Below are 26,875 nucleotides of genomic sequence, written 5' to 3'. Positions count from 1 at the left end.
CCCGGGCCCGCGGCGCCCGCGGTCGTGGAGGATGGTCCGCGGAGGCGATCAGATGACCGAGGCAGGCAGGCCGACGATCCACGTCGTGGCGGCGTTCACGACCGACCCCGACGACCGGATCCTCATGGTCCGCAAGCACGGATCGCAGGTGTTCATGCAGCCCGGCGGCAAGCCCGAGCCGGGGGAGGAGCCGGTCGAGGCGCTCGTGCGCGAGCTGGCCGAGGAGCTGCTCGTGGAGGTCGACCCGGACGACCTCGCGGTGTGGGGCCGGTTCGAGGCCGACGCCGCGAACGAGCCGGGCCACCACCTCACGGCCGACGTCTTCGCGCTGCGCCTGGAGGCCGACGTGTCGGCCGCGGCGGAGATCGCCGAGGCGCGCTGGTTCACCCGCGAGGAGGCGGCCGCCCTGGGCGACCGGCTCGCGCCGCTGGCCCGCCGCATGCTCGAGCTGCCCGAGGTGCGCTCGCGCTTCCGCCCCGCCCGGTTCGACCGTCCCCTCGAGACCGAGCGCCTGCGGCTGCGGCTCATGACGCCCGACGACGTCGACGTCGTGCACTCGTACCAGTCGCGCGAGGACGTGGCCCGCTTCATGACGTGGGGTCCGCGGACCCGCGAGGACGTCGCCGACCGCGTCGCCCACTGGTCGCGCGCGGACCGGCTGCGTGCCGAGGGCGACTACCTCCAGCTGGGCGTGGAGCGCCGCGAGGACGGTGCCCTCCTGGGGCACCTGTACCTGCGGATCGCCTCGCTGGACAACCTCACCGCGAGCATCGGCTGGACGGTGCACCCCGACCACCAGGGGAACGGCTACGCCACCGAGGGCGCCACGGCGCTGCTGTCATGGGTGTTCGGCCGGCTCGGCATCCACCGGGTCGTGGCCGATCTCGATCCGCGCAACACCGAGTCGGCGGCACTGTGCCGCCGACTCGGCATGCGGGAGGAGGCGCGCTTCCGTCAGGACCTCTGGTCCAAGGGCGAGTGGACCGACACCGGCGTGTGGGCGCTGCTGTCGTCGGACTTCGCCGAGCGCTGACCCTCGGTCCGCCACAGCCGGCTCGGCCACCAGATGTGCCGGCCGATGTCGAGGTTGAGCGCGGTCACCAGCACCGACCGGACGATGATCGTGTCCAGCAGGACGCCGATCGCGACGGCGAACCCCAGCTCGGCGAGGAACACGATCGGCAGGGTCGCCAGGGCCGAGAACGTGCCCGCCAGCACCAGGCCGGCCGACGTGATCACGCCGCCCGTCGCGGCGAGGCCGATGAGCGCGCCGCGCCGGGTCCCGTGCACGATCGACTCCTCGCGCACGCGGGTCATCAGGAAGATGTTGTAGTCGATGCCCAGCGCGACGAGGAAGACGAACGCGAACAGCGGGAACGACGAGTCCGCCCCGGCGAAGTCGAACACGTAGTGGAAGACCAGGGCGCTGATGCCCATGGCGGCGGCGAACGACAGCACGACCGTGCCGAGGAGCATGAGCGGCGCGGCGATCGACCTCAGCAGGACCATGAGCACGAGCAGGACCACCACGAGGATGATCGGGATGATCAGCCGGTTGTCCTGCGCCGAGGCGTCCTGGACGTCGAGGTTGAGCGCGGTGTTGCCGCCCACGAGGGCGTCCGCGCCGTCGATGGCGTGAACCGCGTCGCGGGCGTCCTCGATCGCCGTCCGCGCGGCGGCGGAGTCCGCGGGCACCGACAGCGTCGCCTCGAGGTAGGCCAGGTCGCCACTGTCGCGCGGCTGTGTGACCGAGCCGGCCGCGATGCCCTCGACGCCGGCGAGCGCCTCGCGCACCTCGCCCGCCTGCGCCGCGTTGATGATGACCTGGACCGGCTCGCCCGCCCCGGCGGGGAAGTGCTCGGCGATGCGCTCCTCGGCGACGACCGAGGGCTGCGTCGTGGTGAACGCCTCGGCGTTCGTCAGGCCGGTCGCGTCCAGCTTGACGACGCCGAACGACAGCGCCAGCAGCACGAGTGTCGTCACGACCCAGACGGCCCGCGGCGCCTTCGCGATGCGCCGGCCGACCCGGGCCCACAGGCCGTCGTCCGTCCGCTGCGGGTCGCCGAAGTGCGGGATGAACGGCCAGAACACCCAGCGGCCGAAGATGACCAGCAGGACCGGCAGCAGGACGAGCATGAGCAGCAGGGCGACGGCGATGCCGGCGGCGCCGACGGGTCCGAGCCCGGCCGTCGAGTTCATCTGCGCGAACGTCAGGCACAGCAGGCCGATGATGACGGTGCTGCCGCTGGCGAAGATCGCCGGGGCGGCGCGGTGCAGCGCGTGGGCCATCGCTTCATGGCGGTCCTCGAAGCGCCGCAGCTCCTCGCGGTAGCGGGCGACGAGCAGCAGCGCGTAGTCGATGCCGGCGCCCAGGACGAGGACGCTGAGGATGCCGGCGCTCTGGCCGTTCACGGTCAGGCCCTGCTTCGCCAGCAGGTACACCAGTCCTTGGGCGGCGAAGACGCTCATGAGCCCGCAGAACAGCGGGATGAGCCACAGGATCGGGCTGCGGTACGTCAGCAGCAGCATGACGATGACGACGCCGACCGCGGCGAGCAGCAGGATCCCGTCGATGCCGGCGAACGCCTCGGCCTGGTCGGCGCCGAGCCCGGCGGGTCCGCCGATGTCGACCCGCAGGTCCGTGTTGGCGACCGCGTCCGTCGTCGCCGACCGGATGTCGTCGATCCAGTCGGGCAGGTCCTCCCAGCCCTCCTCGTCCAGGACGAGCGGGACGATCAGCTGGATCGCCTCGCCGTCCTCGCTGGGGATCGGCCCGACGACCTCGCCCAGCGGGACGTCCGAGAGGTCCCCGATGTCCCGAGCGGCCGCCTGCGCCGCGGCGAGGTCCTGCGGCGTGACCGGCCCGTCGGACGTGAGCAGGACGATGGCGGGCGCCATGTCCTCGTCGTAGAACTCGCCGGCCTTCTCGATGACCTGCGTCGACTCCGCCTCGTCGGGGAGCCATGACGCGATGTCGTTGTCCTGCACCTCGGCCAGCTTGCCCCCGTACATCCCGAGTCCGGCGACGAAGACGAGCATGAGGGCGAGGACGCCCCACTTGACCCAGCGATGGGTGATCCACCCGGCGACCTGTCGATTCATCCGTCCAGTCTGCTCCGGCCGGAACCCTGTGAACATGGGGGATTTCCCTGATTCGAACCTCCGTTTCCACCCCGGTCACAGCCGTCTCGCAGGCCCCTCCCGCGGCCCGGCCGGGACCGTCCCGGGCGGCCGGGCGGCGGCAAGGTGACCCGTGCGGAACGCACTGGGATACTGGAGCCGATGAGGCCCACGTACCCCGAAGTCGAGCTCGCCCTGCTGTCGCGCTGGCCCGAGACCCGGCTCGAGCCGTCGCTCGACCGGATCCGCGCCATCTGCGAGCTGATGGGCGACCCCCAGAACGCCCAGCCGGTCGTGCAGCTGACGGGCACGAACGGCAAGACCTCCACGAGCCGGATGATCGACGCGCTGCTGCGCGCCCTCGACCTGCGCACGGGTCGCTTCACCAGCCCGCACCTGCAGCGCATCAACGAGCGCATCTGCATCGACGGCGAGCCGCTCAGCGACGAGCTCTTCGTCGATGCCTACGCCGACGTGGCCGTCTACGCCGACCTCGTCGATCGCGACCAGGAGCACCCGCTCAGCTTCTTCGAGATGCTCGTCGCGATGGGCTACGCGGCGTTCGCGGACGCGCCCGTCGACGTCGCCGTCGTCGAGGTGGGCATGGGCGGCGCGTGGGACGCCACCAGCGTCGCTGACGCGTCCGTCGCCGTGGTGACGCCGATCGACCTGGATCACACCAAGTATCTCGGCGACACGCCGGCCGAGATCGCCGTCGAGAAGGCGGGGATCATCAAGCCCGGCGGCCGCCTCGTGATGGCGTCGCAGCCGGGCGAGGTCCTCGAGGTCATGCTGACCCGCGCCGCCGAGGTGGGCGCACCGGTCGTGTTGGAGGGCGCCGACTTCGGCGTCGAGTCGCGCACCGCGGCCGTCGGCGGCCAGATGTTCACCATCCAGGGCGTCAAGGGCCGCTACGAGGACATCCTGCTGCCGCTGCACGGCGAGTTCCAGGCACGCAATGCCGCGCTCGCCCTGGCCGCCGTCGAGGTCTTCACCGGCGACGCCGAGCTCGACCCCGAGCTGATCCGCACGGGCTTCGGCGCCGTGACGTCGCCGGGCCGCCTCGAGATCGTCCGGCGCAGCCCCACGATCGTCCTGGACGCGGCCCACAACCCGCACGGCGTGCGGGCGATGGTCGAGTCGATCGGCGACGAGTTCACGTTCAACCCGCTCATCGGCGTGGTCGGCGTGATGGCCGACAAGGACGCCGAGGAGATCCTGCGCGAGCTCGAGCCGGTCGTCGCCCACGTGATCTGCACCCAGAACAGCACCGAGCGGTCGATGACCGCGCAGGAGCTCGGCGACATCGCCGCCGGCCTGTTCGGCGAGGAGCGCGTCACCGTGGTCCCGCGCCTCGACGACGCCCTCGAGCGCGCCATCTCCTTCGCCGACGCCTCGAGCGAGGAGTTCCGCGACGCGATCGGCTCCGGCGGCGTCATCGTCACGGGCTCGGTCGTCACGGTGGGCGAGGCCCGCACGCTGCTGAAGGGGAGCGACCCCGCATGAGGCACATGTGCGCCACGATGCTCGCGCTGCAGGCGATCATCCTCGGCCTGGCGATCCCCGTCATGATCACGGTCGAGGACGTCCCGGCGTCCGTCGCCGCCCTGATCGGCGGCGGCCTCGCGGTGCTGTGCATCCTCGTGGCCGGGATGCTGCGCAGGCCGTGGGCCTACGTCGTCGGCCACCTCATCCAGGTCGCCACGATCGCCACGGGCTTCCTCGTCCCGATCATGTTCTTCATCGGCCTGATGTTCCTCGCGCTGTGGCTCGGCGCGTTCTTCCTGGGCCGCCGGATCGAGGCCGACAAGGCTCGCTGGGCCGCCGCGGGGGAGTAGCCGCAGCCCTCGCGACGACGTACGGAGCGCACGTAGGCTGGAGTCATGGTGCGCGTGCTCGTGGTGGCCGACGAGATCTCGCCGGTGATCCATGACGCCGGGGTCCGCGCCATGCACCCCGACCTCGTCCTCGGCGCCGGTGACCTCCCGTGGGACTACCTCGAGTTCCTCTCGTCGATGCTCGACGTGCCGGTCGGCTTCGTCCCCGGCAACCACGACCCCGAGGTCGAGTCGCCCGCGGCGGGCTTCAAGGGCTGGCTCACCGGCAACGGCCTGCCGCACGAGGACCCGCGCCCGCTCGGGTGCACGAACGTGGACGAGGCGATCGTCGACCTGGCCGGCCTGCGGATCGCGGGACTGGGCGGCAGCATCCGCTACAACGACGGCCCCAACCAGTACACCGACGACGAGTTCACCAAGCGCGCCCGGCGGCTGCTGAAGCTCGTGGGCAAGCGCGGGGGCGGCGTCGACGTGCTGCTGACGCACTCGCCGCCGCGCGGGCTCGGCGACGGCGAGGACGACGACCTGCCGCACCAGGGCTTCACGGCCCTGCACGAGGTGATCGAGCAGCTCCGGCCGACATGGCACCTGCACGGGCACATCCACCCGTTCGGCCAGAAGCAGCCCGACCGCACGATCGGGGACACGACGATCCGCAACGTCGTGCCGTACCGGCTGATGGAGATCGAACCGCAGCTCGAGCGGGTGATGGGACATGGCTGACTCAGGATCGGCGCGGATCGACGCCGAGAGCGACTTCATGCGGGCCCGCCGGCTGCAGACGCTGTCGGCGCTCGCCGCCCGCCTGCGCGGGGACCACGAGGACACCTCGCGCGCACTGTCGTTCGACGAGGTCGTCGAGGCACTCGGCCGTCGTGGCGAGCGCCGGGTGGGGTTGCAGCTGATCCCGCTCGACGCGATCATCGGCTCGGTCGACAAGGTCCGCGACTTCGACCGCCGCTTCCGGCCGACCTCGGACAAGAGCCGTGCGCGGTGGGAGCGCATCGCCCGGGCCAGCCGCGTCGGCGAGGAGATCCCGCCGATCGACGTCTACAAGCTGGGCGACTACTACTTCGTGCGCGACGGCCACCACCGCGTCTCCGTGGCCCGCGCGCTGCGGCTCAAGCTCATCGAGGCCGAGGTCACCGAGGTCCAGACGCTGCTGGAGCCGCGTGACTTCGGCCGCCGCACCGACCTCGAGATGAAGCTGTGGCGCAAGCTCTTCCTGCAGCGCGTGCCGCTGGAGAAGTCGTGGCGCGGCAAGGTCACGGTCTCTGAGCCGTACGCCTACGGCGTGCTCGCCGAGATGGTCGAGGCCTGGGCCGCCCGCCGGATGCAGGCCGAGGCCGCGCTCATGGACAAGCAGGAGATGGCGCGGCGCTGGCTCGAGGAGGAGTACGTCCCGGTACTCGAGCTCATCTCGGACGCGGGTCTCAGGGGCGAGGACGAGACCGAGGCCGACGCCTACATGCGCGTCGCGGGGGAGCGGTACCGGCTCATCCGCGAGCACCTGTGGGACCGCGAGATCATGAACCAGATCAAGGGCCAGGCCCGCAAGCGCGCCAAGCGGCGCAGCTAGTCCCGGACGCGAGAGGGCCCGGTCCGCGTGGACCGGGCCCTCTCGTCGGGTGCGCCGCCCGTCAGGCGGTGATGCTCTCGCCGCTGGCCGCGTCGAAGACCGCGATCTTCGACGTGTCGACGTACAGCTCGGCGCGCTCGCCGGCCGACACCTTCGACTCGGCGCTGAGGCGCGCGTTGATCTGCGTGCCCTCGCCGGTCATGTCCTGGCCCGCGTCCTTCGCCAGGTCCGCCAGGTCGGCGTTGTCGGCGCCGCCCTCGACCGTGAAGTACGCGTAGACGTCCGAGCCCATCTGCTCGACGAGGTCGATCGTCGCGCCGACCCGGGCCCCGGGAGCGTCCGGGGCGACGAGCGAGGCGTCCTCGAAGTGCTCGGGGCGGATGCCCACGATGACGTCGCGGCTCGCGCTGCCCGACTGCAGCGAGGCGCGGGCCGAGTCCGGCACCGGCAGGTCGCCCAGCGCCGTGCGCAGCGTGTCGCCGTCGATCGTCGCGCTGAGGAAGTTCATCGACGGGCTGCCGATGAACCCCGCGACGAACAGGTTGTTCGGGCGGTCGTACAGCTCGGTCGGCGAGCCGACCTGCTGGATCTTGCCGGCGCGCATGACGACGACGCGGTCGCCCAGCGTCATGGCCTCGGTCTGGTCGTGGGTGACGTAGACCGTGGTGGTGCCGAGGTTCTTCTGGATCCGCGCGACCTGCGTGCGCATCTGGACGCGCAGCTTGGCGTCGAGGTTCGACAGCGGCTCGTCCATGAGGAACGCCTTGGGGCTGCGGACGATCGCGCGGCCCATCGCGACGCGCTGGCGCTGGCCACCGGAGAGGTTGGACGGCTTGCGCTCGAGGTGCTGCTCGAGCTCGAGCATGCGCGCCGCCTCCTGCACCTTCTGCTGGATCGTGGACTTGTCCACGCCGGCCAGGGTCAGCGGGAACGCCATGTTCTCGTAGACCGTCATGTGGGGGTACAGGGCGTAGGACTGGAACACCATCGCGATGTCGCGGTCCTTGGGCGCCTTGTCGTTGACGACCGTGCCGTCGATCTTCAGCTCGCCGGTGGTGATGTCCTCGAGGCCCGCGATCATGTTCAGGGTCGTGGACTTACCGCAGCCGGACGGGCCCACCAGGATGATGAACTCGCCGTCGGCGATCTGGAGGTTGAAGTCCTCGACGGCGAGCGCCCCGTCGGGGTACCGCTTGACGACGTGGTCCAGGACGATTTCAGCCATGATGATTCCTTTCAGCCCTTGACGGCGCCGCTGGTGAGGCCGGCAACGATCCGGCGCTGGAAGAAGAGGACGAAGATGACGATCGGGATCGTGATGACCACCGCGGCCGCCGCGATCGACTGGGTGGGCTTCTCGAAGGTCGTGGCACCCGTGAAGTAGCTCAGGGCCGCTGGAACGGTGCGCGAGCGCTCACTGGAGGTCAGCGAGATCGCGAACAGGAAGTCGTTCCAGCACGAGATGAACACGAGGATGGCGGTGGTGAACACGCCCGGCATGGCCAGCGGCGCGATCACCTTGCGGAACGCCTGGTACGGCGTGGCGCCGTCCATCTTGGCGGCCTTCTCGAGCTCCCAGGGGATCTCGCGGAAGAACGCGCTCAGCGTGTAGATCGCCAGCGGCAGGGCGAACGTGATGTAGGGGATGATCAGGCCGAGCCACGTGTCGAACAGCCCGATCCCGGTCAGGATCTTGAACAGCGGCGTGACCAGGGCGATCTGCGGGAACATCGCGATCATGAGCGAGGCGCCGACCACGAACTTCTTGCCCGGGAAGTCCAGGCGGGCCACCGCGTAGGCGGCCATCGTGCCGACGACGATCGCGATGAACGTCGAGATCAGGCAGATGCCGATCGAGTTGATCAGCGCGCGCGTGAAGTCGTCGTTCTTGAAGATCGCCTGGTAGTGCTCGCCGGTGATCTGGCTCGGCAGGAAGGAGCCGTCGTTGAGGATGGAGTCCGGCTTCAGGGACAGCGAGACGATCCACACGACGGGGATGAACGCGTAGATCAGGACCAGTGCGTTCACGCCCCACCAGATCGCCCGGCTCTTGGTGGTCTCGGTCGTGGTGCTCATCAGCGCCTCCCCTCGTCGGAGCCGGGAGCGGCGGCGCCGAACAGCTTGACGAAGATGACCGCGATGATCGCGATCGTGATGAAGATCAGCACCGACATCGTCGAGCCGATGCCGAGGTTGAGGCCTCGGATCAGGTTGTTGTAGGCGACGATCGAGACGCTGGACGTCTCGTTGGCGCCGCTGGTCAGGACGTAGATGTTGTCGAAGACGCGGAACGCGTCCAGCGTGCGGAACAGGACGGCCACGAGGATCGACGGCTTGATGAGCGGGACCGTGACCTTCCAGAACCGCTGCCAGGCCGACGCGCCGTCCATGGAGGCGGCCTTCATGAGGTCGTCGGGCACGAGCGCCAGGCCCGCCATGAGCAGCAGCGCCATGAACGGGATGGTCTTCCAGACCTCGGCCAGGACGATGATCCAGAACGAGCTCCACTGGCCGGTCAGCGGTGCGTTGTCGCCGGCGAGCCAGCCGATGTCCTGGCTCCAGGCGAAGCGCCAGCTGAACGCGGCGACGACGGTGACGATCGCGTACGGCACGAGGGCGGACGTGCGGACGAGTCCGCGGCCCACGATCGTGCGGTGCATGACGATCGCCAGGCCCATGCCGAGCGCCAGCTCGAACGCCACGCTGACCACGGTCAGCAGGAGCGTGAAGCCGAAGGCCTGCCACCAGATGTCGCTGGTCAGGACGGTGACGTAGTTGTCGAGGCCGACGAACTCGTTCTCGTCCGGGGTCCGCAGGTCGGCGCGGAACAGCGACAGGTAGATGGCGTAGAGGATCGGGTAGGCCGTGACCGCGAGCATGAGGATCACGGCCGGCGCCACGAGCATCAGGCCGAGGCGCCGCTCGGCTCGCTTGCCCTCACTGTGGCGCTGCTGCGCGATCCGCGTGCCCTCGTCGTCCTCCTGGAGGGTCTTCTCGATGACGCTCATGGCAGGATCCCCTTCCCCGCGATCGCGTCCGTGATGGAGCTGTCGAGCTTCTTCGCCGTGTCCTCGGGCTTGATGCTCGACGGCGGCGACAGCGTGGACGAGATGATGGTCGAGATGTTCTGGTAGACCGGCGAGATCGGTCGCGAGCTGGCGGTCTCGAGGGACTCCAGCAGGATCGGGCCCTGCGGGTACGCCTCCTTGAACTCCGGCTCGTCGAAGACCTTCTCGTTGACGGGCGGCTCACCGGCGGTCAGCGCGTGCGCCAGCTGGTGCTCCGGCGAGCGCAGGCACATCGCCGCGTCGAACGCCTCCTCCGGGTGCTGGCTGAACTTGCTGATGCCGAAGTTCATGCCGCCGACCGTGACCTTGGAGGGCTGGCCCTCGACGGCCGCGGGGAACTTGGCGAAGCCCAGGTCCTCGGCGATCTCGGGGCTGGCCTCCTTCATCGCGCTGCCGACGTAGGGCCAGTTGAGGCTGAACGCGGACGAGCCGTTCTGCAGCTGGGCGAAGACCTCGGGCTCCTGCGAGTTCGACAGGGACCGGCTGGCCAGCCCCGACGTGGCGAGGCGCTGCAGCAGGCCGAGCGCGTCGGTCGTCTTGTCGTCGATCGTGGTCTCGGTGCTGTCCTCGTTGACGATCGTGCCGCCGAACGACGACAGGATCGTGTTGAAGCCGACGACGAGGCCCTCGTAGCGGGCGCCGGTGAAGCCGATCTCGTACGGATCGCCCTCGGCCTTGAGCTTCTCGGCCATGTCGAACATCTCGTCCCAGGTCTTCGGCGGCTCGCCGTTGCCGACCTTCTCGACGAGGGACTTGCGGTACCACATGAGCTGGGCGTTGGTGTGCTTCGGGATGCCGTACAGCTTGTCCTTCCACGTGGCCGTCTCGAGCGGCACCTCGAGGGTGTCCTTGGACGCCTCCTCGCGCTGCGCATCGGTCAGCGGCAGGATCCAGCCGGCCTCGGCGAACTCGGCGGTCCAGACGACGTCCATGCCCAGCAGGTCCATGCCCTCGTCGCCGGCGGCGAGGCGGCGGACCAGCTGCTCGCGCTGGCCGTCCGCGTCGCTGGGGACGAGGTTGCCGACGATCTTGTACTCGCCGTCGGCCTGCTGGTTGCAGTCCTCGATCAGCTTGTCGAAGCCGGTCGCGGACGCGCCGCCGAACAGGTTGATCGTGGGGACCCCGCCGTCGTCACCGCTGCCGCACGCCGCCAACGACGCGATGAGCGTCGCTGCGGCCGCGAGGCCGAGTCCTCGACGGGCCTTTCCGGTTCGCCATGTCACGTGCACCACCCGACCTTCCCCCGAGAGCCGGCGGCGTGCGACCTGGAGAAATGTGACGCCGCTCACACGAACGTACGGCGGCCGGGTGAAACCCGCAAGCCCAACGTGAGGGTTTCGTCAGCCCGGGACGATCCAGGCCGTCGTGTCGGTCGGCAGGCGGTGTCCGGCGAGCGGTCCGCTCACCGAGAGCAGCTCACCGTGCGGCAGGTCGATGGGCTCCTGGCCGAAGTTCGTGATGACCTGCATGCGGCGGCCGCTGGGGGTCACGTTCGTGAAGGCCAGCACGTCCTCGCCGAGGTCCTGCCAGTGCAGCTCGCCGCGGCCCAGGGCGTACTTGCGCCGCATCGACAGCAGCCGGCGGTACATCTCCAGCGTGCTGCCGGCGACGCCGTCCTGGCGGTTGGGGGCGAGGTCGCCGTAGACCTCGGGCTGCGGCAGCCACGTCTTGCCGGTCGAGTTGAAGCCGTAGGCGGGCTGGTCGGCGTGCCACGGGACGGGCACGCGGCAGCCGTCGCGGCCGACGTCCTCGCCGTTCGTGCGCGCGAACGTGGGGTCCTGGCGGACCTCGGGCGGCAGGGTGGTCGCCTCGGGCAGGCCCAGCTCCTCGCCCTGGTACAGGTAGGCCGATCCCGGCAGCGCGAGCATGACCGAGGTGGCGGCGCGGGCGCGGCGCAGGCCCAGTTCCGCGTCGGGCTGCGGGTGGTCGGGGCCGATGCCCAGCACGCGAGTGGGCTTGTCGATGTCGTAGGACAGTCGCGAGGCGTGACGGGGGACGTCGTGGTTGGACAGCACCCACGTCTGAGGCGCGCCGACGGCGGCCGTCGCGGCGAGGGCCGCCGAGATCGACTCGCGCTGGTCCTTCGCGCGCCACGGCGTCATGAGGTAGCCGAAGTTGAACGACTGGTGCAGCTCGTCGGCGCGGACGTACTTGGCGAGCGACTCGCTCGGCACGACCCACGCCTCGGCCACGAGGATGCGGTCGGCGTCCTCGCCCTCGACGCGGTACTCGTCGACGACGCGGCGCCAGTCGCGGTAGACGTCGTGGACCTCGGGCTTGTCCCACATGGGCTGGACCGAGGTGGGGTCGGTGGCGATGTCGTAGTCGGCGGGCGCGTCGGGCAGGCCCTCCTCTTTGTGCAGGCCGTGGGCGACGTCGATGCGGAAGCCGTCGACGCCGCGGTCGAGCCAGAAGCGCAGGATCGAGCGGAACTCCTCCTGGACCTCGGGGTTGTTCCAGTCGAAGTCGGGCTGCGTCGGGTCGAACAGGTGCAGGTACCACTGGCCCGGCGTGCCGTCGGGGTTGGTCGTGCGCGTCCACGCGGGGCCGCCGAACGTGCTCTGCCAGTTGTTGGGCGGGAACTCGCCGCCGTCGCCGCGGCCGTCGCGGAAGATGTAGCGGGCGCGCTCGGGGCTGCCGGGCTCGGCGGCGAGCGCGGCCCGGAACCACTCGTGCTCGCTGGAGGAGTGGTTGGGGACGAGGTCGACGATGACGCGCATGCCCAGCTCGTGGGCGCGGGTTGTGAGGGCGTCGAAGTCCTCGAGGGTGCCGAAGAGCGGGTCGACGTCGCGGTAGTCGGCCACGTCGTAGCCGGCGTCGTTCTGCGGGCTCGTGTAGAAGGGCGAGAGCCAGACCGCGTCGACGCCGAGCGTGGCGAGGTGGTCCAGGTGGGACGTGATGCCGGGCAGGTCACCGATGCCGTCGCCGTCGCTGTCCGCCCACGAGCGCGGGTAGACCTGGTAGATCACGGCGTCGCGCCACCACGCGTCGTTGCGGGCGGGGGTGCTGTCGACCATGGGAGCTCCTCGAACAGCGCGCGGGATAGGTTGTGCTCATGACGCAGCGCACGCTTGTTCTCATCAAACCCGATGCGGTCGCACGCGGCCTGGTGGGGGCCGTGCTCTCGCGGTACGAGACCAAGGGCCTGCGCATCGTCGCGATGGAGCACCGGTCGATCGATGCCGAGATGGCCGACGCCCACTACGCCGAGCACGTCGAGCAGCCCTGGTACCCGCCGCTGCGGGCGTTCGCGACCTCCGGGCCGCTCGTCGCGATGGTGCTCGAGGGTGACGAGGCGATCGACGTGGTGCGCGCCCTGAACGGCGCCACGGACGGCCGCAAGGCCGCGCCGGGGACGATCCGCGGCGACTTCTCGCTCTCCAACCGCGAGAACCTCGTGCACGCGTCCGACTCCGAGGAGTCGGCGGCGCGCGAGATCTCCCTCTGGTTCCCGGGGTTGTGACCCCGTGCGCAGGCCGATCCTGATCCAGGCCTGCGTCAACGGCGCGCGCCCGCCGGCGGTCCATCCGGCCCTGCCGGTGACGCCCGCGCAGATCTCCGACGACGTCCACGCGGTGGTGCTGGCCGGCGCCGACGCCGTCCACCTGCACGCGAAGGGCGACGACGGGCTGGACACGTTCGACCCGGACACGGTCGACGCCGTGATCACCGCGTGCAAGGTGGTCGCGCCGGGCCTGCCGATCAGCATCACGACGGGTGCCTGGGCGCTGCCCGACCCGGCCGCGCGCGTCGAGGCGATCCACGCCTGGTCGGTGCTGCCCGACGTGGCCTCGGTCAACTGGCACGAGGTCGGGGCGCTCGCCGTGGTCGAGGCGCTCATGGAGCGCGACATCGGCATCGAGGCGGGGCTGTGGACGCTCGAGGACGTCGAGGTCTGGGCTGCCTCGCCCGTGCGCGACGAGATGCGCCGGGTCCTGCTGGAGCTGCCCGACGGCATCGACGAGGACAAGACGGTCGAGCTGGCGCAGCGGATGATCGGCGGAGTGCGGGCCGTCAGCCCGCACGTGCCGATCCTGCTGCACGGCGAGGGCACGTCGGTGTGGCCGGCGCTGCGGCACGCGCTGCGGCTGGGGCTGCAGACGCGGATCGGTTTCGAGGACACGCTGCTGCTGCCGGACGGCGCGCACGCGCCCGACAATGCGAGCCTCGTGCGCGCCGCGCGCGAGCTGGCCGAGGAGCTGGCCTAGCCGTCAGTACTTCGGGTCGGCGTAGAAGACGACGTCCGACTTGGGCCGCTTGACCAGGTGCACGCCGCGCGGATGCTTCGTGCCGCCGCCGGCCGAGACGTTGCCCTCGATGACCCACACGTGGCTGCCGGAGACCTTCTGGACGATGCCGACGTGCGTGGGGCTGCCCTTGCGGAAGTAGCCGATGTAGGCGAGACGGCCGACACGAGCCGTGTTGGTGGTGCGGCCGCGCTTGCGCTCCGCCTTCAGCAGGGCCGGGTAGGACTTGGCCTTGATGACCGAGCCGGGCTTGCCTGCCGCGTACGCGAGCCACGAGGTGAAGAAGCCGCACCACGGGTCGTACGGGCCGGTGCGGCCGATCCACTTGTTGTACTTGCTCTTGCGCGGCGCGCTCTCGCGGTAGCCGACCTGCGACTTCGCGACGGCGACGAGGTCGGCGGCACCGAGCTTGGGCGCGACGGCCGAGGTGACCTTGTGCTTGGCCTTGCTGTTGACGTAGACGGCGCCGGTGCGGAACTGCTGCAGACAGCCGCGCTCGGGCAGGCCGCAGCGGATGTCGCCGGTGGGCGCGCCGAGCGAGCCGGCCGGGCCGCCGTGCGCGCGGACGCGTCCGACGGCGGCGCCGCGGACGACCCACGTGCGCGTGCCGTACTGGATCAGGATCGCCTTGGCGTACTCCTGCCAGGTGACCTTGCCGGAGCGCTTGAGCGTGCCCTTCTTGCCGCCCAGCAGGAAGGACAGCGACTTCTCACGCGAGGCGAGCGTGCGGCGGCCGGTCTGGACCTTGACCGTGACCTTGGGCGAGTAGCGGACCTTGGTGGCGACGGCGCGGTAGGTGCCGGCGCGGCGGTTGGTGGGCGACCAGATGTAGGAGCCGTCCTTCGCGGTGCGGACGGTGGCGACCTTGGTGCGGCCCTTCTTCGTGTCGCGGTAGATGCGCACCGCGACGTTCGCCTGAGGCTTGCCCTTCGTGGTGAAGACGCGCCCGCGCAGCCAGAAGTTCTCGCGCGTGAAGACGCGCGGCTCGTTGCCGCTGTTGAGGCGCAGGCTCACCCAGTACTTGCGGGTGGGCGCGCCGACGGCCTTCCGCGTCGAGGCCGCGGCGCCCTTCGCTGCCTGGCGCTGGACCGGCGCGGGTGCTGCGGTGGTCGGTGCCGCGGTGGGCTCCGGAGTCGGCTCGGTGGTCGGGGTCGCCTCGACGGGCTCGGTCTCGACCGAGGTGGTCGGCGACGGCTCGGCGGTCGGCTCGGAGGCGTGGCTGGGGACGGTCATCAGGGACGGGATGAGGGCCAGAGACACAGCGAGGCCCCACCGGCGTGCGACGCGAGTCATGACGAAAGCGTGCATCACATCCGTCACGGATGCACATCTGCGCGCGGAACAAGCGTGGTCTCCGAATGGGTGCCCTGAGGTGTGACCTGCGGCACTTGTGGCGTCACTTGCGTCCCTGGGCGACCGTCCGTCACAGCCGCTGTGGACGGACGCGGCACGTTCGTCCACAGGCGCCGAAAGGGCCTTGCCCCGGTCGCGGCGTGCCCGGCAGGATCGGGCGAACGTTCGGGTGGGAACGGCTTTCGGGGGGAAGCGATGGAGGTCTTGGGGGACCGCGTGCGCGCGCTCGTGCGCGAGCGGCGGATCGATCCGCGCACGGACGTCGAGGCGGTGCGCCGCGCGGCGGCCGATGCCGTCGCCGAGCACGAACAGCGCAGCCTGACCGGCGCGGTACGCGCGCTCGACGAGCCCGACCGGGTGGTCGGCGAGCTGGTGTCGGACCTCGTCGGGTTCGGGCCGCTGCAGCGGTTCCTCGACGATCCCGAGGTCGAGGAGCTCTGGGTGAACGAGCCCGAGCGGGTGTTCGTGGCGCGCGGGGGTCGCCACGAGCTCACCTCGGTCATGCTCACCGCGGCGCAGGTGCGCGAGCTCGTCGAGCGGATGCTGTCGTCGAGCGGTCGGCGCCTCGACCTCAGCCATCCGTTCGTCGACGCGATGCTGCCGGGCGGCCACCGGCTCCACGTCGTGCTCGACGGGATCTCGCGCGGGTTCACCGCCGTCAACATCCGCAAGTTCGTGGCCAGGGCGTCCGGTCTCGACGACCTCGTCACTCTGGGCACGCTCGACGAGCGGGCTGCGGGCTTCCTGCGGACGTGCGTCCAGGCGGGCCTCAACATCGTGGTCAGCGGTGGCACCCAGGCCGGCAAGACCACCTTGTTGAACTGTCTCGCTGCAGCGATCCCCGGGACGCAGCGGCTCGTGTCGGTCGAGGAGGTCTTCGAGCTGAAGACGCGGCATCCGGACTGGGTCGCGATGCAGACCCGGCAGGCCGGCCTCGAGGGCACCGGCGAGATCACGCTGCGGATGCTGTTCAAGGAGGCGCTGCGCATGCGGCCGAACCGCATCATCGTCGGCGAGGTCCGCGCGGAGGAGGCGCTCGACCTGCTGCTCGCCCTGAACTCCGGCCTTCCGGGGATGGCCTCGATCCACGCGAACTCGGCGAAGCAGGCGCTGGTGAAGCTGTGCACGCTGCCGCTGCTGGCCGGCGAGAACGTGTCGGCCAGTTTCGTCGTGCCCACCGTGGCGACGGCCGTCGACCTGGTGGTGCACACGGGCATCGACGCGAACGGCCACCGCGCGGTGCGCGAGATCGTGGCCACCACCGGGCGGTCAGAGAACGGCGTCATCGAGGCTGAGCCGGTGTTCGTCCGCCGCGACGGACGGCTCGAGCGCGGCCCGGGCACGCCCCAGCGACGGGAGGCCTTCGAGGCCGCCGGGATCGATCCGGGTGCGCTGTGGGAACACTGATCGGGCTCCTCTTCGGCGTCGGACTGCTGCTCGTCCTCGACAACTGGACGCCCCGGCCCCCGCGCCGGCTGGCGCCGTCCGGACCCGGTCCGGTTCGACGTCTCGCCGAGCGGGCCGGGATGCCGGGTGTCAGCACGCGTTCGGTGCTGGGAGCGTCGGCGGGCATCGGCATCGTGGCCGCGCTGGTGGCGCTCGGCGTGACGGGACTGCCGGCGATCGGACTGGTCGCCGCCGCTGCGGGGGCGTGGACGCCCTTCGCGCTCCTCCGCGGTCGCGCGGCGCGTCGCCAGCGCGAGCACGCGCAGGCCTGGCCGGACGCGGTCGATCACCTCGCCTCCGCCGTTCGGGCCGGTCTCTCCCTGCCCGAGGCGCTGATCCAGCTCGGCGAACGCGGCCCGGAGGAGCTGCGCGCACCGTTCGTGCAGTTCGGGCGGGACTACGGCTCGACCGGCCGCTTCGCCGAGAGCCTCGACCAGCTCAAGACCCGGCTGGCGGATCCCGTCGGCGACCGCGTGGTCGAGGCGCTGCGGATCGCGCGCGAGGTCGGCGGAGGCGATCTCGGGCGACTGCTGCGGTCGCTGTCGGCGTTCCTGCGCGACGACCTGCGCACCCGCGGCGAGATCGAGTCCCGGCAGTCCTGGACGGTCGGCGCGGCGCGACTGGCCGTCGCGGCGCCGTGGCTGGTGCTGGCGACGATGAGCCTCCAGCGGGACGTCATCTCCCGGTTCGCGACCCCGGCCGGGGTCACGCTTCTCGTCGGCGGCGCGGTCGTCTGCGCCGTCGCGTACCGGCTCATGCTGCGGCTGGCCCGTCTTCCGGTCGAGCAGCGGATCCTCGCATGATCGGCGCGGTGGTCGCCGGTCTGCTCGCGACCGGCGTGCTCCTCACGGTCGAGGGCTGGCGCCGTGCTCGGCGGCCCAGCCTCGCCGACCGCGTCCTGCCCTACGTGCGGGATGTCCACCCGGCGCCCAGCCGCCCTGCCGGGCACCTCCTCGGCGAGGTCTTCGGCCCGTCGTGGCGCCGGCTCACCTCGGCGATCGGCGAGTCCCTCGGCAGCAACGCCGCGATCGCCCGACGCCTGCGGGCGTGTGGGCTCGACGGCGACGTCGAGGCCTTTCGGCTCACGCAGGCGACGTGGGGCGCGATGGGCCTGGCCGGGACCGTGGCGGTCTCGATCGTCGCCTGGTCCGTGAGCCACCCGCCGGCCGTCGCCCTGCTGCTGTGGTGCGCGGCCGGACTCGTCGGCGGCTGCCTGGCGTGCGACCAATGGCTCTCGGCACGGGTCCGCTCCCACGAGGCCCGGCTGCGCGCCGAGTTCCCCACGGTGGCCGACCTGCTGGCGCTGTCCGTCGCCGCGGGCGAGAGTCCGGTCGCCTCGATCGAGCGGGTCACCCGCGTCAGCCATGGCGCCCTGTCACTCGAGCTCGGCCGCGTGCTCGCGCAGGTCCGCGCCGGCGACACGGTCGTCGCCGCCCTCGACGAGTTCGCCGCCCGTACGGGGGTCACCTCGATCGCCCGGTTCGCGGAGGCGATGGCCGTCGCGATCGAGCGCGGTACCCCACTGATCGACGTCCTCCACGCACAGGCGGCGGACGTGCGCGAGATGGCCCGGCGCGACCTGATCGAGACGGGCGGTCGCCGCGAGATCGCCATGATGATCCCGGTCGTCTTCCTCATCCTGCCCATCACGATCGCCTTCGCGTTCTTTCCCGGTCTGGTCGGACTCCACCTCTCGTCGGGTGGCTGAATGAAGGAGAACCGATGTACTCACTGATCACCTGGATGTACCGGCGTCGGTACGAGGAGCGAGGGGACGTGCCGGGCTGGGTGATGATCACCCTCATGACGGCGGGAGTCGTCGCGGGCCTGACCGCCATCGCCGGGCCGCGCCTCTCGACGATGCTCAACCAGGCCCTGTCCTCCGTCGGCGGCTGAGATGCGATGCCGGCGCCGGAACGAGCGCGGGGCGGCCGTGCCCGAGTTCGTGCTGGTCGTCGTCGTGCTGGTGCCACTCGTCCTCGGAATCGCCCAGGTCGCTCTCGTCCTGCACGTGCGGAACACGATGGTCGCCGCCGCGTCCGACGGAGCGAGGTCGGCGGCCATGCTGGGTGCGAGCCCGGACGCCGCGCGGCAGCGGGCACGCGAGGTCGTCCGCACGACGCTCGCCGACCGGTACGCCGACTCCGTCGTCGCCCGGCAGTCCGTCCGGGACGGAGTGGACGTGGTCGAGGTGACGATCCGCGGGGACGTGCCGGCACTCGGACTCTGGGGCCCGGGCGTGTCCGTCGAGGCCGTGGGTCACGCCGTCCGGCAGGAGGAGCCGTGAATCGCGAGCGCGGCAGCGCGACCGTCGAGTTCACGTGGCTGACGCTGCTGCTGCTCGTGCCGCTCGTCTACATCGTGATCGCCGTCTTCGAGACGCAGCGCGCGGCGTACGGGGTGTCGGCGGCGAGCGAGGCCGCGGCGCGCGCGTTCATTCAGGCGGGGAGCGTCGACGCCGCGCGGTCGCGGGCGCAGGTCGCCGCAGACCTCGTGCTCGAGGATCACGGTGTCGAGGGCGCCTCCGTCGACACTCGGTGCGAGCCGGCGTGCTTCGAGCCTGGCTCCACGGTGGTCGTGGTGGTCCGCGCGTCGCGTCGCCTGCCGCTGGCCCCCGACCTGTTCGGCGACCCCGTCGCCGCGTTCGACGTCGACTCGACGCACACCGAGCCCTTCGGCCGCTACCGGGCGGCGCCGTGAGGGCGGGGGAGCGGGGCAACGTCACCGTGCTGACGATCGGATTCCTCGCGGTGCTCGGCATGCTCGTCGTGGTCGTGGTGAACGCGTCCGCGGCGTTCCTCGAGCGCCGCGAGCTCATGAATCTCGCCGACCGGGTCGCCCTGCACGCAGCCGACGGCCTCGACCGGGACCGTGTGTACGCCGGGGGCATCGGCGGAGAGGCGGTGCTCGACGCGACGGAGGCGCAGGCACTGGTCCGCGGGATCGTCCCGCGCGGCGTCGCGATGCGGCTCCGCACCACGCAGGACCGAGTCGAGGTCGACCTCACGAGGACCGTCCGGCTGCCGCTCGTGCCGCCCGGCTTCCCGAGCTCCGCGACGATCCGCGCCGAGGCGACGGGCGAGCTCCGCCTCGAGCAGTGAGCGCCCCTGCCGGAAGGTAATGAATTGCATTACGGTGGTCGCGATGCGGTCGATTGGCGGCATCGAGGCCGGTACAGGAGCTCCGGCACGGCATCTCGACGGCGGTCGCTGCGGAGGCGATGTCGGACCCGGACCGCGTGACGATAGCGCCGGACTGCAACAGCATCAGTGGCCGGACGGTGAGGATCATCGGTGCCTCGCGCACGCTCGACGATCTCGTCACGGTGATCGTCCTGGAGCACCAGGGGACCGTGCACGGTGTGAACGGATGGCGATCGAACGACCGAGACCGGCGGATCTACAGAGGGGCGTTGGGGGATGAGTGACAAGGACCTGGAACGGCTGCTCGCCGACGAGGCCGATGCGGCCGAGCGTGCCGAGCGCTCGAATGATGCGGACGTTCCGCTTCCCGGACACGTCGCCGTTCGACGCGGCAGCCCGCGCGCGAGGAACCTGCAGGTGCGGTTCCGAGAGGACGAGTTCGCCGACCTGGCCGCCTACGCCGACGAGCGTGGCCTGCCGGTCTCGACCGTGGTTCGGATGCTGGTGCTGCAGGCGATCGCGCCCGCCGACGACCTCAAGGCCGCACTCGATCGCCTCGAGAGTGACGTCGTGGCGGTGCGGCGGCGCGTGCTCAGTGCGTGAGCGTCCCGGTCAGAGGACCCCGGCGCCCTTCAGGCGCGCGGCGATGAACGGGGTCAGCGTGGTCGCGTAGGTGCGGGTGACGTGGGTGATGTCGCGGTAGACGTTCACTCCGCCGATCACGGCCGGGCAGAACCCCTTGCGGCAGAAGTAGAGGCGCAGGTCCAGCGCGGTCGCGCCCTTCACGGCCTTCGCGCCCTCGATGAACGGGTCGCGGACCGTCCCCTCCTTGAACGAGACGCCGCACTTCCTCGCGCCCTTGCGCGCGCCGTACTTCTTCAGGCACCGCTGCGGGTCGCGGCTCAGGCGCGGGTTGTCCGAGACGCCCACGATCCGCACGCCCCGCTTGATCAGCGGCCGCCACGTGTCGCGCATCCGCTCGATCTGCTTCGACCGGCTGCCGGCCACCTGCCGCGCGTAGCCCGTCGTGACGATGACGTCCGTCGTCGAGGCCCGGCTCAACAGCCACCGGTGCAGGTTCCGGCGGTACTCGCGGCACGACTTGATGCGGGACTTGTCGCGGTGCGTCAGCCCCGAGCGCACCCACGAGCAGCCCGCCCGGACCTGGGCCTCCAACGAGATCCGTCCCTGCCCGGCCAGCGTGATGAACGAGGTCAGCAGGACCCGCGCGTGCGAGTCGCCGACCAGGATCACGTGCGGCCGGCCCTTGGCCCGCGTGCCGAACGAGCAGCCGCGGTTCATCGTCGTCTGCGACGTCCCGCGCCGGTAGCACTGCTTGCCCGGCGTGCGGGTCTGGTCGCGCTGCGCCTGGCTCGTCGACGGCGTCAGCCGGCCCACCAGGGCCGGGTTGTGGCACCGCTTCCGCGTCATCGACGCGGCGCCGTAGCAGCGAGGCGTCGCCGACGCGGCGGTCAGCGTGAGCGAGCTCGCCGAGACCTGGTGGACCGGTCGCACCCGGGTCGCCTCGCGTTCCGAGAACGCCACCAGTACGGCGGCAACCAGCAGTGTGACGGCGACGACGCCGACATCCAGTGCCCGGGTGACCGTGCTCACATCCCCAGAGTCACCCGAGTCCGGCGGAACGACAACTCAGGCGGAGTCCGCGTCGTCCCGCTCGTCGAGCTTCCAGCGGCCGTTCTCGCGGACCAGCGTGTACGTCACCGACTGGGTCGAGGTCAGTCCGGCCGCGTCCCGGGCTCGCTCCTCGACGACGAGGACGGCGACCGGGCCGAAGCGCATGCCCCAGCGCGGGTCGCCCTCGCGCGCCGCGAGCCGGGCGCGCCAGGCCGCGCACGTGAACTGGTCGGTGATGTCGTCCGTCAGGTCCTCGCGGAAGTCGCGCGTCGTGACCTGCTCCAGCGCGACGCAGTCACCCGTGCGCTCCGCCGCCTGGAAATCGGCGTAGGTGCGCTTCAACGGATCGATGTCGCTGAGGCTGGACGAGGCCGCCGCGCCGAGCAGGCCGCCGACGAGCGCCGCCACCACGAGCACGACCGGGATGATCCACACGAGCTTGGAGCGCTTGACCTCCTTGAGCTCGGTCGGCTGCTGCGGGCGCTGCGGCGCGACGGGGCGCGCCGCCGCCTGCGGAGCCAGGGGAGCGGTGTACTCGGTCCAGCGCTTCCCGTCCCACCACCGCAGCCGTCCGTGACCGTCGTCGTACCAGCCGGCGGGAGTGATCGGGGTGGGTGCATCCATGGCGACCATCATGCCGCGACTCGTGGCGCAGTCGTCGGACGATCGTCGCGGGCCCGTCGAGCGGACGTCAGCGCGAGTTCACCTCGTGGCGCTGGACTGGCCACATGAACGGATCCACCTGGCGCCGGGCCCGCCGAGCGGCCCTCGTCGTCGCGTGCGTGGGCTTCTTCTCCACGATGACCGTCATCGGTCAGGTCGCCGAGGGCGACCGGTACCCCGTCGGACCGGACGTCGCCGAGGCACGTCCCTGACCTAGACCACCGTGACCTGCGGCGCGTAGAGCGCCATCACGTCGAGTGCCTTCGCGTGGTTCTCCGGAGTGGACCCCGCGCAGGCCGCGGCGACCACCGTGACGGTGGCGCCGGCGTCCGCGGCAGCCAGCGCCGTCGAGATCACGCAGCAGTCCGTCGACACGCCCGCCAGCACCAGCTCCGGCGCGGGGCCGGTGACCCGCTCGAGCGCGGGCCACTTGCCGAATGTCGTCGCGTCGACCGTGCCGTCCGCGGCCAGGTCCGCCACCTCGGGCACGAGGTCGAACAGCGGGTCGTCGGCCGGCTGGTCCGCGAAGGGCCACGTCTCGAAGTAGGCCCGCCACGAGCCCGTGCGCCGGTCGGCCGCCTCGGGCACCCAGCGCGTCACGATCGTGCGGTGCCGCGCCGCGAGGTCGCGCACCGGCTCGACGATCGCGCCGAACATCGGCGAGCCCCACGGCGAGTCCGTCGCCGCGAAGACCCGCTGCGGGTCGATGACGACGAGCCAGGGCTCGCTCACACCGACTCCTGCCGGCGGACGCGGCCGCGCTGCAGCAGCAGGGTCGCCAGGAAGCCGAGCACGAACGCCAGCAGCACGCCGAGGTTCGCGTAGGCCCAGTTGCCGGTCCAGTAGCTGCCGTCCTCGACCCACGTGCCGAGGCCGAGCGGCTCGAGCAGGTAGCCCTGCCAGTTGTTCCACGAGGCGTCCTCGGCGAACCCGTTCACCACCAGCCCCCAGCCGACGATCGTGGCGACGGCCATCGTGGCGAGGGCGGCCCAGTTGAACGCGCCGTAGCGGCCGCCGGACTCGAACAGCGCCTCCTCGTCGTAGTCGCGGTGCCGCAGTGCGAGGTCGGCGATGAAGATGCCGGCCCACGCGGCGATCGGGACGCCCAGCGTGATGAGGAAGCTCTGGAAGGGGCCGAGGAAGCTCTCGGCGAAGAAGACCACGTAGATCGTGCCGAGCGTCAGGATGACGCCGTCGATGAACGCCGCCGCGGGACGCCGGATCCGCACGCCGAGGCTCAGCAGGGTCAGGCCCGAGGAGTAGATGCCGAGCACCGCACCGCTGACGAGAGCCAGGATCGCCGCGATCAGGAACGGCACGAGGTACCACGGGGGCAGGACCGTGGCGAGCGTGCCGATCGGGTCCACCACGATGCCGGCGGCGAGGTCCTCGGACGAGCCCGCCAGCAGGATGCCGTAGAGCACGAGGACGACCGGGGCGAGCGAGCCGGCGAGCGTGTTCCACAGGACGATCCGGCCGCCCGGCGTCGAGCGGCGCTGGTAGCGCGACCAGTCGGCGGCGATGTTGATCCAGCCGAACCCGAAGCCCGTCATGACCATGACGAACGCGCCGATCACGGCCTGGCCGGAGCCGTTCGGCATCGCGGTGACGGTGTCGAAGTCGATCTCGTCGATCGTCAGCCCGATGTAGCCGAGCGTGGCGGCGCCGGTCAGCCACGTCAGGACCGACTGCATCGCCATGATGACGTGGTAGCCCGCGACGGAAGCGGCCACGATGAGCGCGGCCACGACGACCATCGCGATGACCTTGACGCCGTCGCCGCTGGCCCAGCCGAGCTCGCGGAACACCGTGGCGGTGGCGAGCGTCGCCATGATCGCCAGGAACGTCTCCCAGCCGATCGAGATGAGCCAGCTGAACACGCCCGGCACCTTCTGCCCGAGGACGCCGAACGGCGCACGGGACAGGATCATGGTCGGAGCCGAGCCGCGCTTGCCCGCGATCGCGACCAGTCCGCACGCGGCGAAGGACACGACGATGCCGAGCACCGACACGAGCGTCGCCTGCCACAGGGAGAGGCCGAAGCCGAGGACGTAGCTGCCGTAGGAGATGCCGAACACCGAGACATTGGCCGCGAACCACGGCCAGAACAGGTCCGAGGGCCGCGCAATGCGCTCCCGCTCGTCGATGATCTCGATGCCCGTGGTCTCGATGCCCGCGCGGCGCACCGCGTCGAGCCCGCTGCCGGTGCTCTCGCTGTGAAGCGTCATGTCCGTCCTCCTGCCGATCCGTGGGCACACTGTCCCACGCGGGGGACGAACGATGAGGCAGCCGTCCCCGCTGGGGCACCCGGATGCATCATCGTCGTCCGCCGCGCGCGGGGCCACCTCAAGGCGAGGGCTCGCGGCGCTAGGCTGGCCCTGCTCGATCCCCGACCCCCAGAACTCACACCGAGGAGCCTGTTGTGGCCATCATCGACGACGTCGCCGCCCGCGAAATCCTGGACTCCCGGGGCAACCCGACCGTCGAGGTCGAGGTCGTCCTCGACGACGGCACGCTCGGCCGCGCCGCGGTCCCGTCCGGCGCCTCCACCGGCCAGTTCGAGGCGGTCGAGCTGCGTGACGGCGGCGACCGCTACCTCGGCAAGGGCGTGCTCAAGGCCGTCGAGGCCGTGAACGGCCCGCTCTCGGAGCTGCTCGTCGGCTTCGACGCCGACGACCAGCGCGCCATCGACGAGGCGATGATCGACCTCGACGGCACCGACAACAAGGGCAAGTTCGGCGCCAACGCCATCCTGGGCGTCTCGCTCGCCACGGCGCACGCCGCCGCCGAGTCGGCCGGCCTGCCCCTGTTCCGCTACGTCGGCGGCCCCAACGCGCACGTCCTGCCCGTGCCGATGATGAACATCCTCAACGGCGGCGCGCACGCCGACTCCAACGTCGACGTGCAGGAGTTCATGATCGCGCCGATCGGCGCCGAGACGTTCGCCGAGTCGCTGCGCTGGGGCACCGAGGTCTACCACGCGCTCAAGTCGGTCCTGAAGGAGCGCGGCCTGTCCACCGGCCTGGGCGACGAGGGCGGCTTCGCGCCCAACCTCGAGAGCAACCGCGCCGCGCTCGACCTCATCGCCGTCGCGATCGAGAAGGCCGGGCTGAAGCTCGGCTCGGACGTCGCGCTGGCCATGGACGTCGCCTCCAGCGAGTTCCACGCCGAGGACGGCTACACCTTCGAGGGCGTCGCCAAGTCGTCCGACGAGATGATCAGCTACTACACCGAGCTGGTCTCCTCGTACCCGATCGTCTCGATCGAGGACCCGCTCGACGAGGAGGACTGGGCCGGCTGGACCGCGATGACCGCGGCCCTCGGCGACAAGGTCCAGCTCGTGGGCGACGACCTGTTCGTCACCAACGTCGAGCGCCTCGGCCGCGGCATCGCCGAGAAGGCGGGCAACGCGATGCTGGTCAAGGTCAACCAGATCGGCTCGCTGTCCGAGACCCTCGACGCCGTCGACCTGGCGCACCGCGCCGGCTTCCACAACATGATGAGCCACCGCTCGGGCGAGACCGAGGACGTCACGATCGCCGACCTCGCCGTCGCCACGAACTGCGGCCAGATCAAGACCGGCGCCCCGGCCCGCTCGGACCGCGTCGCCAAGTACAACCAGCTGCTGCGGATCGAGGAGCTCCTCGGCCCCGCCGCCAAGTACGCCGGCGCCCAGGCCTTCCCGCGGTTCGCCTGAGCCATGGCCGCGCGCGGATCGTCCCCGTCGTCGCGCCGACCCACTCCGGGTCGGCGCGACGGGCGGTCGACCCCGCGCACGCCCGGCCGGCCCGCGCCGGCCACCCCGGCCGCCACGACGGGCGGCTCGGGCACGAAGTTCACCACCCGCGCGCTGATCCTGCTCGGCGTCGCGCTGACGCTGATCGCCTCGTACACCGCCTCGGTGCACGCGTGGTGGCAGCAGCGGTCCGAGATCGCCGCGCTCGAGGCGCAGAACCGCCAGTCCGAGCGTGAGATCGCCGAGCTCGAGGACCAGCAGCGCCGCTGGAGCGACCCCGCGTTCGTCCGCCAGCAGGCGCGCGAGCGGTTCGGCTGGGTCATGCCCGGCGAGGTCGGCTACCGCGTGATCGGCGTCGACGGCGAGCTGCAGGGCCAGGCCTCCACGCTCGAGGAGCCCGAGGTCGCCCCGCGCACCCCGTGGCTCGAGCGGCTGTGGGGCTCGGTCGAGCAGGCCGGCACCGCGAGCGACGAGCCCGCCGCGCCCACCCCCACCAAGACCCCCGCACTGGAGTCCGACGAATGATCGACCCCGAGGACATCGCCGCGATCACCGAGCAGCTCGGCCGCCCGCCCCGCGGGATGATCGAGGTCTCGTCCCGCTGCCCCTCCGGGCACCCGAACGGCGTCAAGACCGAGCCGCGCCTGCCCGACGGCACGCCGTTCCCCACGCTCTACTACCTGACGTGCCCGCGCCTGACCGGCGCGATCGGCACGCTCGAGGCGTCGGGCCTCATGGCCGAGTGGACCGAGCGGCTCACGCACGACGAGGAGCTGGCCGCGGCCTACCGCGCCGCCCACGAGTCCTACCTCGCCGAGCGCGAGGCCATCGGCCACGTCCCCGAGATCGACGGGATCAGCGCCGGCGGGATGCCCGATCGCGTCAAGTGCCTGCACGTGCTGGTCGGCCACTCGCTGGCCAAGGGCCCGGGCGTGAACCCGCTGGGCGACGAGGCCATCCGCCTGCTCGGCGACTACTGGGGCCACTCCAGCTGCGCCCCGCAGGCCGACCCCACCGACACGCCGGCCTGATCGCGTCCCGATAGCC

Annotated in this window: 30 protein-coding genes; 19 read left to right on the top strand and 11 right to left on the bottom strand. The window is 71.3% G+C overall.

The genetic code is table 11. The features are described from left to right. The first annotated feature begins 52 nt into the window (after positions 1-52). On the top strand, positions 53-1,033 hold the full coding sequence (locus AB3M81_RS13320; RefSeq protein ID WP_412904397.1) for a GNAT family N-acetyltransferase: 981 nt from the start codon (positions 53-55) through the stop codon (positions 1,031-1,033). On the opposite strand, the gene AB3M81_RS13315 is transcribed toward AB3M81_RS13320, so the two are convergent. Next, positions 955-3,102 carry an MMPL family transporter gene (locus AB3M81_RS13315; protein WP_412904396.1) on the bottom strand — a complete coding sequence of 716 codons (2,148 nt, stop codon included), beginning with the start codon at positions 3,100-3,102 and terminating at the stop codon, positions 955-957. The two genes, AB3M81_RS13320 and AB3M81_RS13315, sit on opposite strands and share 79 nt — an antisense overlap. A gap of 180 nt (positions 3,103-3,282) precedes the next feature. Here AB3M81_RS13315 and AB3M81_RS13310 point away from each other — a divergent pair, with 180 nt between their 5' ends. From AB3M81_RS13310 to AB3M81_RS13295, 4 genes are read left to right on the top strand one after another with little or no spacing between them, the layout of a single operon-like run. Next, entirely contained in the window at positions 3,283-4,626 is a 1,344-nt protein-coding gene (locus tag AB3M81_RS13310; protein ID WP_412904395.1) for a bifunctional folylpolyglutamate synthase/dihydrofolate synthase, read from the top strand. Further along, the gene (locus AB3M81_RS13305) at positions 4,623-4,958 is read left to right on the top strand and encodes a DUF4233 domain-containing protein (protein ID WP_412904394.1); all 336 of its coding nucleotides are present in this window, start codon (positions 4,623-4,625) and stop codon (positions 4,956-4,958) included. The genes AB3M81_RS13310 and AB3M81_RS13305 overlap by 4 nt, the downstream gene beginning before the upstream one ends. A 45-nt stretch (positions 4,959-5,003) precedes the next feature. Next, a complete protein-coding gene (locus AB3M81_RS13300; RefSeq protein ID WP_412904393.1) occupies positions 5,004-5,681 on the top strand; it encodes a metallophosphoesterase family protein in 678 nt (225 codons plus the stop codon). After that, positions 5,674-6,537, top strand: a complete 864-nt coding sequence (locus tag AB3M81_RS13295) for a chromosome partitioning protein ParB (protein ID WP_412904392.1) — start codon at positions 5,674-5,676, stop codon at positions 6,535-6,537. The genes AB3M81_RS13300 and AB3M81_RS13295 overlap by 8 nt, the downstream gene beginning before the upstream one ends. 61 nt (positions 6,538-6,598) lie before the next feature. Here the strand turns inward: AB3M81_RS13295 and AB3M81_RS13290 are convergent, their stop codons facing one another. The 5 genes from AB3M81_RS13290 to AB3M81_RS13270 all read right to left on the bottom strand — a co-directional run bounded on the left by AB3M81_RS13290 (position 6,599) and on the right by AB3M81_RS13270 (position 12,622). Further along, complete coding sequence (locus tag AB3M81_RS13290) at positions 6,599-7,762, bottom strand: ABC transporter ATP-binding protein (RefSeq protein ID WP_412904391.1); 1,164 nt, start codon at positions 7,760-7,762, stop codon at positions 6,599-6,601. Positions 7,763-7,773: 11 nt separating this feature from the next. Continuing rightward, complete coding sequence (locus AB3M81_RS13285; RefSeq protein WP_412904390.1) at positions 7,774-8,613, bottom strand: carbohydrate ABC transporter permease; 840 nt, start codon at positions 8,611-8,613, stop codon at positions 7,774-7,776. Beyond that, the gene (locus tag AB3M81_RS13280) at positions 8,613-9,545 is read right to left on the bottom strand and encodes a carbohydrate ABC transporter permease (protein WP_412904389.1); all 933 of its coding nucleotides are present in this window, start codon (positions 9,543-9,545) and stop codon (positions 8,613-8,615) included. Before AB3M81_RS13280 ends, AB3M81_RS13285 begins: the two co-directional genes overlap by 1 nt. Further along, positions 9,542-10,828: an ABC transporter substrate-binding protein gene (locus AB3M81_RS13275; RefSeq protein ID WP_412904388.1), complete on the bottom strand. Its 1,287-nt coding sequence runs from the start codon at positions 10,826-10,828 to the stop codon at positions 9,542-9,544. The genes AB3M81_RS13280 and AB3M81_RS13275 overlap by 4 nt, the downstream gene beginning before the upstream one ends. A gap of 117 nt (positions 10,829-10,945) precedes the next feature. Continuing rightward, complete coding sequence (locus AB3M81_RS13270; RefSeq protein ID WP_412904387.1) at positions 10,946-12,622, bottom strand: glycoside hydrolase family 13 protein; 1,677 nt, start codon at positions 12,620-12,622, stop codon at positions 10,946-10,948. Between the two features lie 38 nt (positions 12,623-12,660). On the opposite strand from AB3M81_RS13270, the gene ndk reads away from it, so the two are divergent. After that, positions 12,661-13,068, top strand: a complete 408-nt coding sequence (ndk, locus tag AB3M81_RS13265) for a nucleoside-diphosphate kinase (protein ID WP_412904386.1) — start codon at positions 12,661-12,663, stop codon at positions 13,066-13,068. A 4-nt stretch (positions 13,069-13,072) separates the two neighbouring features. After that, a complete protein-coding gene (locus tag AB3M81_RS13260; RefSeq protein ID WP_412904385.1) occupies positions 13,073-13,813 on the top strand; it encodes a 3-keto-5-aminohexanoate cleavage protein in 741 nt (246 codons plus the stop codon). Positions 13,814-13,816: 3 nt separating this feature from the next. On the opposite strand, the gene AB3M81_RS13255 is transcribed toward AB3M81_RS13260, so the two are convergent. Then, positions 13,817-15,145 carry a CHAP domain-containing protein gene (locus tag AB3M81_RS13255; protein WP_412904384.1) on the bottom strand — a complete coding sequence of 443 codons (1,329 nt, stop codon included), beginning with the start codon at positions 15,143-15,145 and terminating at the stop codon, positions 13,817-13,819. A 255-nt stretch (positions 15,146-15,400) separates the two neighbouring features. Between AB3M81_RS13255 and AB3M81_RS13250 the strand changes: the two genes are divergently transcribed. From AB3M81_RS13250 to AB3M81_RS13215, 8 genes are all read left to right on the top strand, one after another. Beyond that, positions 15,401-16,612 carry a TadA family conjugal transfer-associated ATPase gene (locus AB3M81_RS13250; protein WP_412904383.1) on the top strand — a complete coding sequence of 404 codons (1,212 nt, stop codon included), beginning with the start codon at positions 15,401-15,403 and terminating at the stop codon, positions 16,610-16,612. Then, a complete protein-coding gene (locus tag AB3M81_RS13245; protein ID WP_412904382.1) occupies positions 16,600-17,454 on the top strand; it encodes a type II secretion system F family protein in 855 nt (284 codons plus the stop codon). The genes AB3M81_RS13250 and AB3M81_RS13245 overlap by 13 nt, the downstream gene beginning before the upstream one ends. Next, a complete protein-coding gene (locus tag AB3M81_RS13240; RefSeq protein ID WP_412904381.1) occupies positions 17,451-18,359 on the top strand; it encodes a type II secretion system F family protein in 909 nt (302 codons plus the stop codon). The genes AB3M81_RS13245 and AB3M81_RS13240 overlap by 4 nt, the downstream gene beginning before the upstream one ends. A 14-nt stretch (positions 18,360-18,373) precedes the next feature. Beyond that, positions 18,374-18,547 carry a hypothetical protein gene (locus tag AB3M81_RS13235; RefSeq protein WP_412904380.1) on the top strand — a complete coding sequence of 58 codons (174 nt, stop codon included), beginning with the start codon at positions 18,374-18,376 and terminating at the stop codon, positions 18,545-18,547. Between the two features lie 37 nt (positions 18,548-18,584). Then, complete coding sequence (locus AB3M81_RS13230; RefSeq protein WP_412904379.1) at positions 18,585-18,938, top strand: TadE/TadG family type IV pilus assembly protein; 354 nt, start codon at positions 18,585-18,587, stop codon at positions 18,936-18,938. Then, on the top strand, positions 18,935-19,351 hold the full coding sequence (locus tag AB3M81_RS13225; protein WP_412904378.1) for a hypothetical protein: 417 nt from the start codon (positions 18,935-18,937) through the stop codon (positions 19,349-19,351). Before AB3M81_RS13230 ends, AB3M81_RS13225 begins: the two co-directional genes overlap by 4 nt. Then, positions 19,348-19,752 (top strand): pilus assembly protein TadG-related protein, encoded by a 405-nt coding sequence (locus tag AB3M81_RS13220; protein WP_412904377.1) that lies wholly within the window; start codon positions 19,348-19,350, stop codon positions 19,750-19,752. The genes AB3M81_RS13225 and AB3M81_RS13220 overlap by 4 nt, the downstream gene beginning before the upstream one ends. Positions 19,753-20,070: 318 nt before the next feature. Further along, entirely contained in the window at positions 20,071-20,397 is a 327-nt protein-coding gene (locus tag AB3M81_RS13215) for a hypothetical protein (RefSeq protein ID WP_412904376.1), read from the top strand. Positions 20,398-20,406: 9 nt separating this feature from the next. Here AB3M81_RS13215 and AB3M81_RS13210 read toward each other — a convergent pair whose 3' ends face one another. Further along, positions 20,407-21,408, bottom strand: coding sequence for an SGNH hydrolase domain-containing protein (locus AB3M81_RS13210; RefSeq protein ID WP_412904375.1), 1,002 nt, complete (start codon positions 21,406-21,408; stop codon positions 20,407-20,409). Positions 21,409-21,444: 36 nt separating this feature from the next. Next, on the bottom strand, positions 21,445-22,053 hold the full coding sequence (locus tag AB3M81_RS13205) for a DUF2510 domain-containing protein (protein WP_412904374.1): 609 nt from the start codon (positions 22,051-22,053) through the stop codon (positions 21,445-21,447). A 104-nt stretch (positions 22,054-22,157) separates the two neighbouring features. On the opposite strand from AB3M81_RS13205, the gene AB3M81_RS13200 reads away from it, so the two are divergent. After that, positions 22,158-22,304, top strand: coding sequence for a hypothetical protein (locus tag AB3M81_RS13200; protein WP_412904373.1), 147 nt, complete (start codon positions 22,158-22,160; stop codon positions 22,302-22,304). A 1-nt stretch (position 22,305) separates the two neighbouring features. Here the strand turns inward: AB3M81_RS13200 and AB3M81_RS13195 are convergent, their stop codons facing one another. Both AB3M81_RS13195 and AB3M81_RS13190 read right to left on the bottom strand, forming a co-directional pair. Next, complete coding sequence (locus tag AB3M81_RS13195; protein ID WP_412904372.1) at positions 22,306-22,824, bottom strand: cysteine hydrolase family protein; 519 nt, start codon at positions 22,822-22,824, stop codon at positions 22,306-22,308. Further along, positions 22,821-24,320, bottom strand: a complete 1,500-nt coding sequence (locus AB3M81_RS13190; RefSeq protein WP_412904371.1) for a purine-cytosine permease family protein — start codon at positions 24,318-24,320, stop codon at positions 22,821-22,823. The genes AB3M81_RS13195 and AB3M81_RS13190 overlap by 4 nt, the downstream gene beginning before the upstream one ends. A gap of 194 nt (positions 24,321-24,514) precedes the next feature. Between AB3M81_RS13190 and eno the strand changes: the two genes are divergently transcribed. Genes eno through AB3M81_RS13175 form a run of 3 tightly spaced genes read left to right on the top strand, consistent with a single transcriptional unit; the run spans position 24,515 to position 26,859 of the window. Further along, the gene (eno, locus tag AB3M81_RS13185; protein WP_412904370.1) at positions 24,515-25,789 is read left to right on the top strand and encodes a phosphopyruvate hydratase; all 1,275 of its coding nucleotides are present in this window, start codon (positions 24,515-24,517) and stop codon (positions 25,787-25,789) included. A 3-nt stretch (positions 25,790-25,792) separates the two neighbouring features. Beyond that, positions 25,793-26,353 (top strand): FtsB family cell division protein, encoded by a 561-nt coding sequence (locus AB3M81_RS13180; RefSeq protein ID WP_412904369.1) that lies wholly within the window; start codon positions 25,793-25,795, stop codon positions 26,351-26,353. Beyond that, positions 26,350-26,859 (top strand): DUF501 domain-containing protein, encoded by a 510-nt coding sequence (locus AB3M81_RS13175; RefSeq protein WP_412904368.1) that lies wholly within the window; start codon positions 26,350-26,352, stop codon positions 26,857-26,859. Before AB3M81_RS13180 ends, AB3M81_RS13175 begins: the two co-directional genes overlap by 4 nt. Positions 26,860-26,875 lie beyond the last annotated feature (16 nt).

Origin of the sequence: Aeromicrobium jepli (assembly GCF_047246605.1) — a bacterium.
In the GTDB taxonomy this organism is placed as follows: domain Bacteria; phylum Actinomycetota; class Actinomycetes; order Propionibacteriales; family Nocardioidaceae; genus Aeromicrobium.
The sequence above is the reverse complement of the archived record's forward strand: the minus strand, read 5'-3'. Positions and strand labels throughout refer to the sequence as shown.

Bases quoted from the DNA above. Each gene is read 5' to 3' on its own strand.
- AB3M81_RS13215 (WP_412904376.1), top strand. From the start codon at position 20,071: ATGAGTGACAAGGACCTGGAACGGCTGCTCGCCGACGAGGCCGATGCG.
- AB3M81_RS13235 (WP_412904380.1), top strand. From the start codon at position 18,374: ATGTACTCACTGATCACCTGGATGTACCGGCGTCGGTACGAGGAGCGA.
- AB3M81_RS13285 (WP_412904390.1), bottom strand. From the start codon at position 8,613: ATGAGCACCACGACCGAGACCACCAAGAGCCGGGCGATCTGGTGGGGC.
- AB3M81_RS13255 (WP_412904384.1), bottom strand. From the start codon at position 15,145: ATGACTCGCGTCGCACGCCGGTGGGGCCTCGCTGTGTCTCTGGCCCTC.
- AB3M81_RS13310 (WP_412904395.1), top strand. From the start codon at position 3,283: ATGAGGCCCACGTACCCCGAAGTCGAGCTCGCCCTGCTGTCGCGCTGG.
- AB3M81_RS13305 (WP_412904394.1), top strand. From the start codon at position 4,623: ATGAGGCACATGTGCGCCACGATGCTCGCGCTGCAGGCGATCATCCTC.
- AB3M81_RS13190 (WP_412904371.1), bottom strand. From the start codon at position 24,320: ATGACGCTTCACAGCGAGAGCACCGGCAGCGGGCTCGACGCGGTGCGC.
- ndk (WP_412904386.1), top strand. From the start codon at position 12,661: ATGACGCAGCGCACGCTTGTTCTCATCAAACCCGATGCGGTCGCACGC.
- AB3M81_RS13175 (WP_412904368.1), top strand. From the start codon at position 26,350: ATGATCGACCCCGAGGACATCGCCGCGATCACCGAGCAGCTCGGCCGC.
- AB3M81_RS13250 (WP_412904383.1), top strand. From the start codon at position 15,401: ATGGAGGTCTTGGGGGACCGCGTGCGCGCGCTCGTGCGCGAGCGGCGG.
- AB3M81_RS13295 (WP_412904392.1), top strand. From the start codon at position 5,674: ATGGCTGACTCAGGATCGGCGCGGATCGACGCCGAGAGCGACTTCATG.
- AB3M81_RS13200 (WP_412904373.1), top strand. From the start codon at position 22,158: ATGAACGGATCCACCTGGCGCCGGGCCCGCCGAGCGGCCCTCGTCGTC.
- AB3M81_RS13290 (WP_412904391.1), bottom strand. From the start codon at position 7,762: ATGGCTGAAATCGTCCTGGACCACGTCGTCAAGCGGTACCCCGACGGG.
- AB3M81_RS13315 (WP_412904396.1), bottom strand. From the start codon at position 3,102: ATGAATCGACAGGTCGCCGGGTGGATCACCCATCGCTGGGTCAAGTGG.
- AB3M81_RS13280 (WP_412904389.1), bottom strand. From the start codon at position 9,545: ATGAGCGTCATCGAGAAGACCCTCCAGGAGGACGACGAGGGCACGCGG.
- AB3M81_RS13240 (WP_412904381.1), top strand. From the start codon at position 17,451: ATGATCGGCGCGGTGGTCGCCGGTCTGCTCGCGACCGGCGTGCTCCTC.
- AB3M81_RS13205 (WP_412904374.1), bottom strand. From the start codon at position 22,053: ATGGATGCACCCACCCCGATCACTCCCGCCGGCTGGTACGACGACGGT.
- AB3M81_RS13300 (WP_412904393.1), top strand. From the start codon at position 5,004: ATGGTGCGCGTGCTCGTGGTGGCCGACGAGATCTCGCCGGTGATCCAT.
- AB3M81_RS13270 (WP_412904387.1), bottom strand. From the start codon at position 12,622: ATGGTCGACAGCACCCCCGCCCGCAACGACGCGTGGTGGCGCGACGCC.
- AB3M81_RS13320 (WP_412904397.1), top strand. From the start codon at position 53: ATGACCGAGGCAGGCAGGCCGACGATCCACGTCGTGGCGGCGTTCACG.
- AB3M81_RS13180 (WP_412904369.1), top strand. From the start codon at position 25,793: ATGGCCGCGCGCGGATCGTCCCCGTCGTCGCGCCGACCCACTCCGGGT.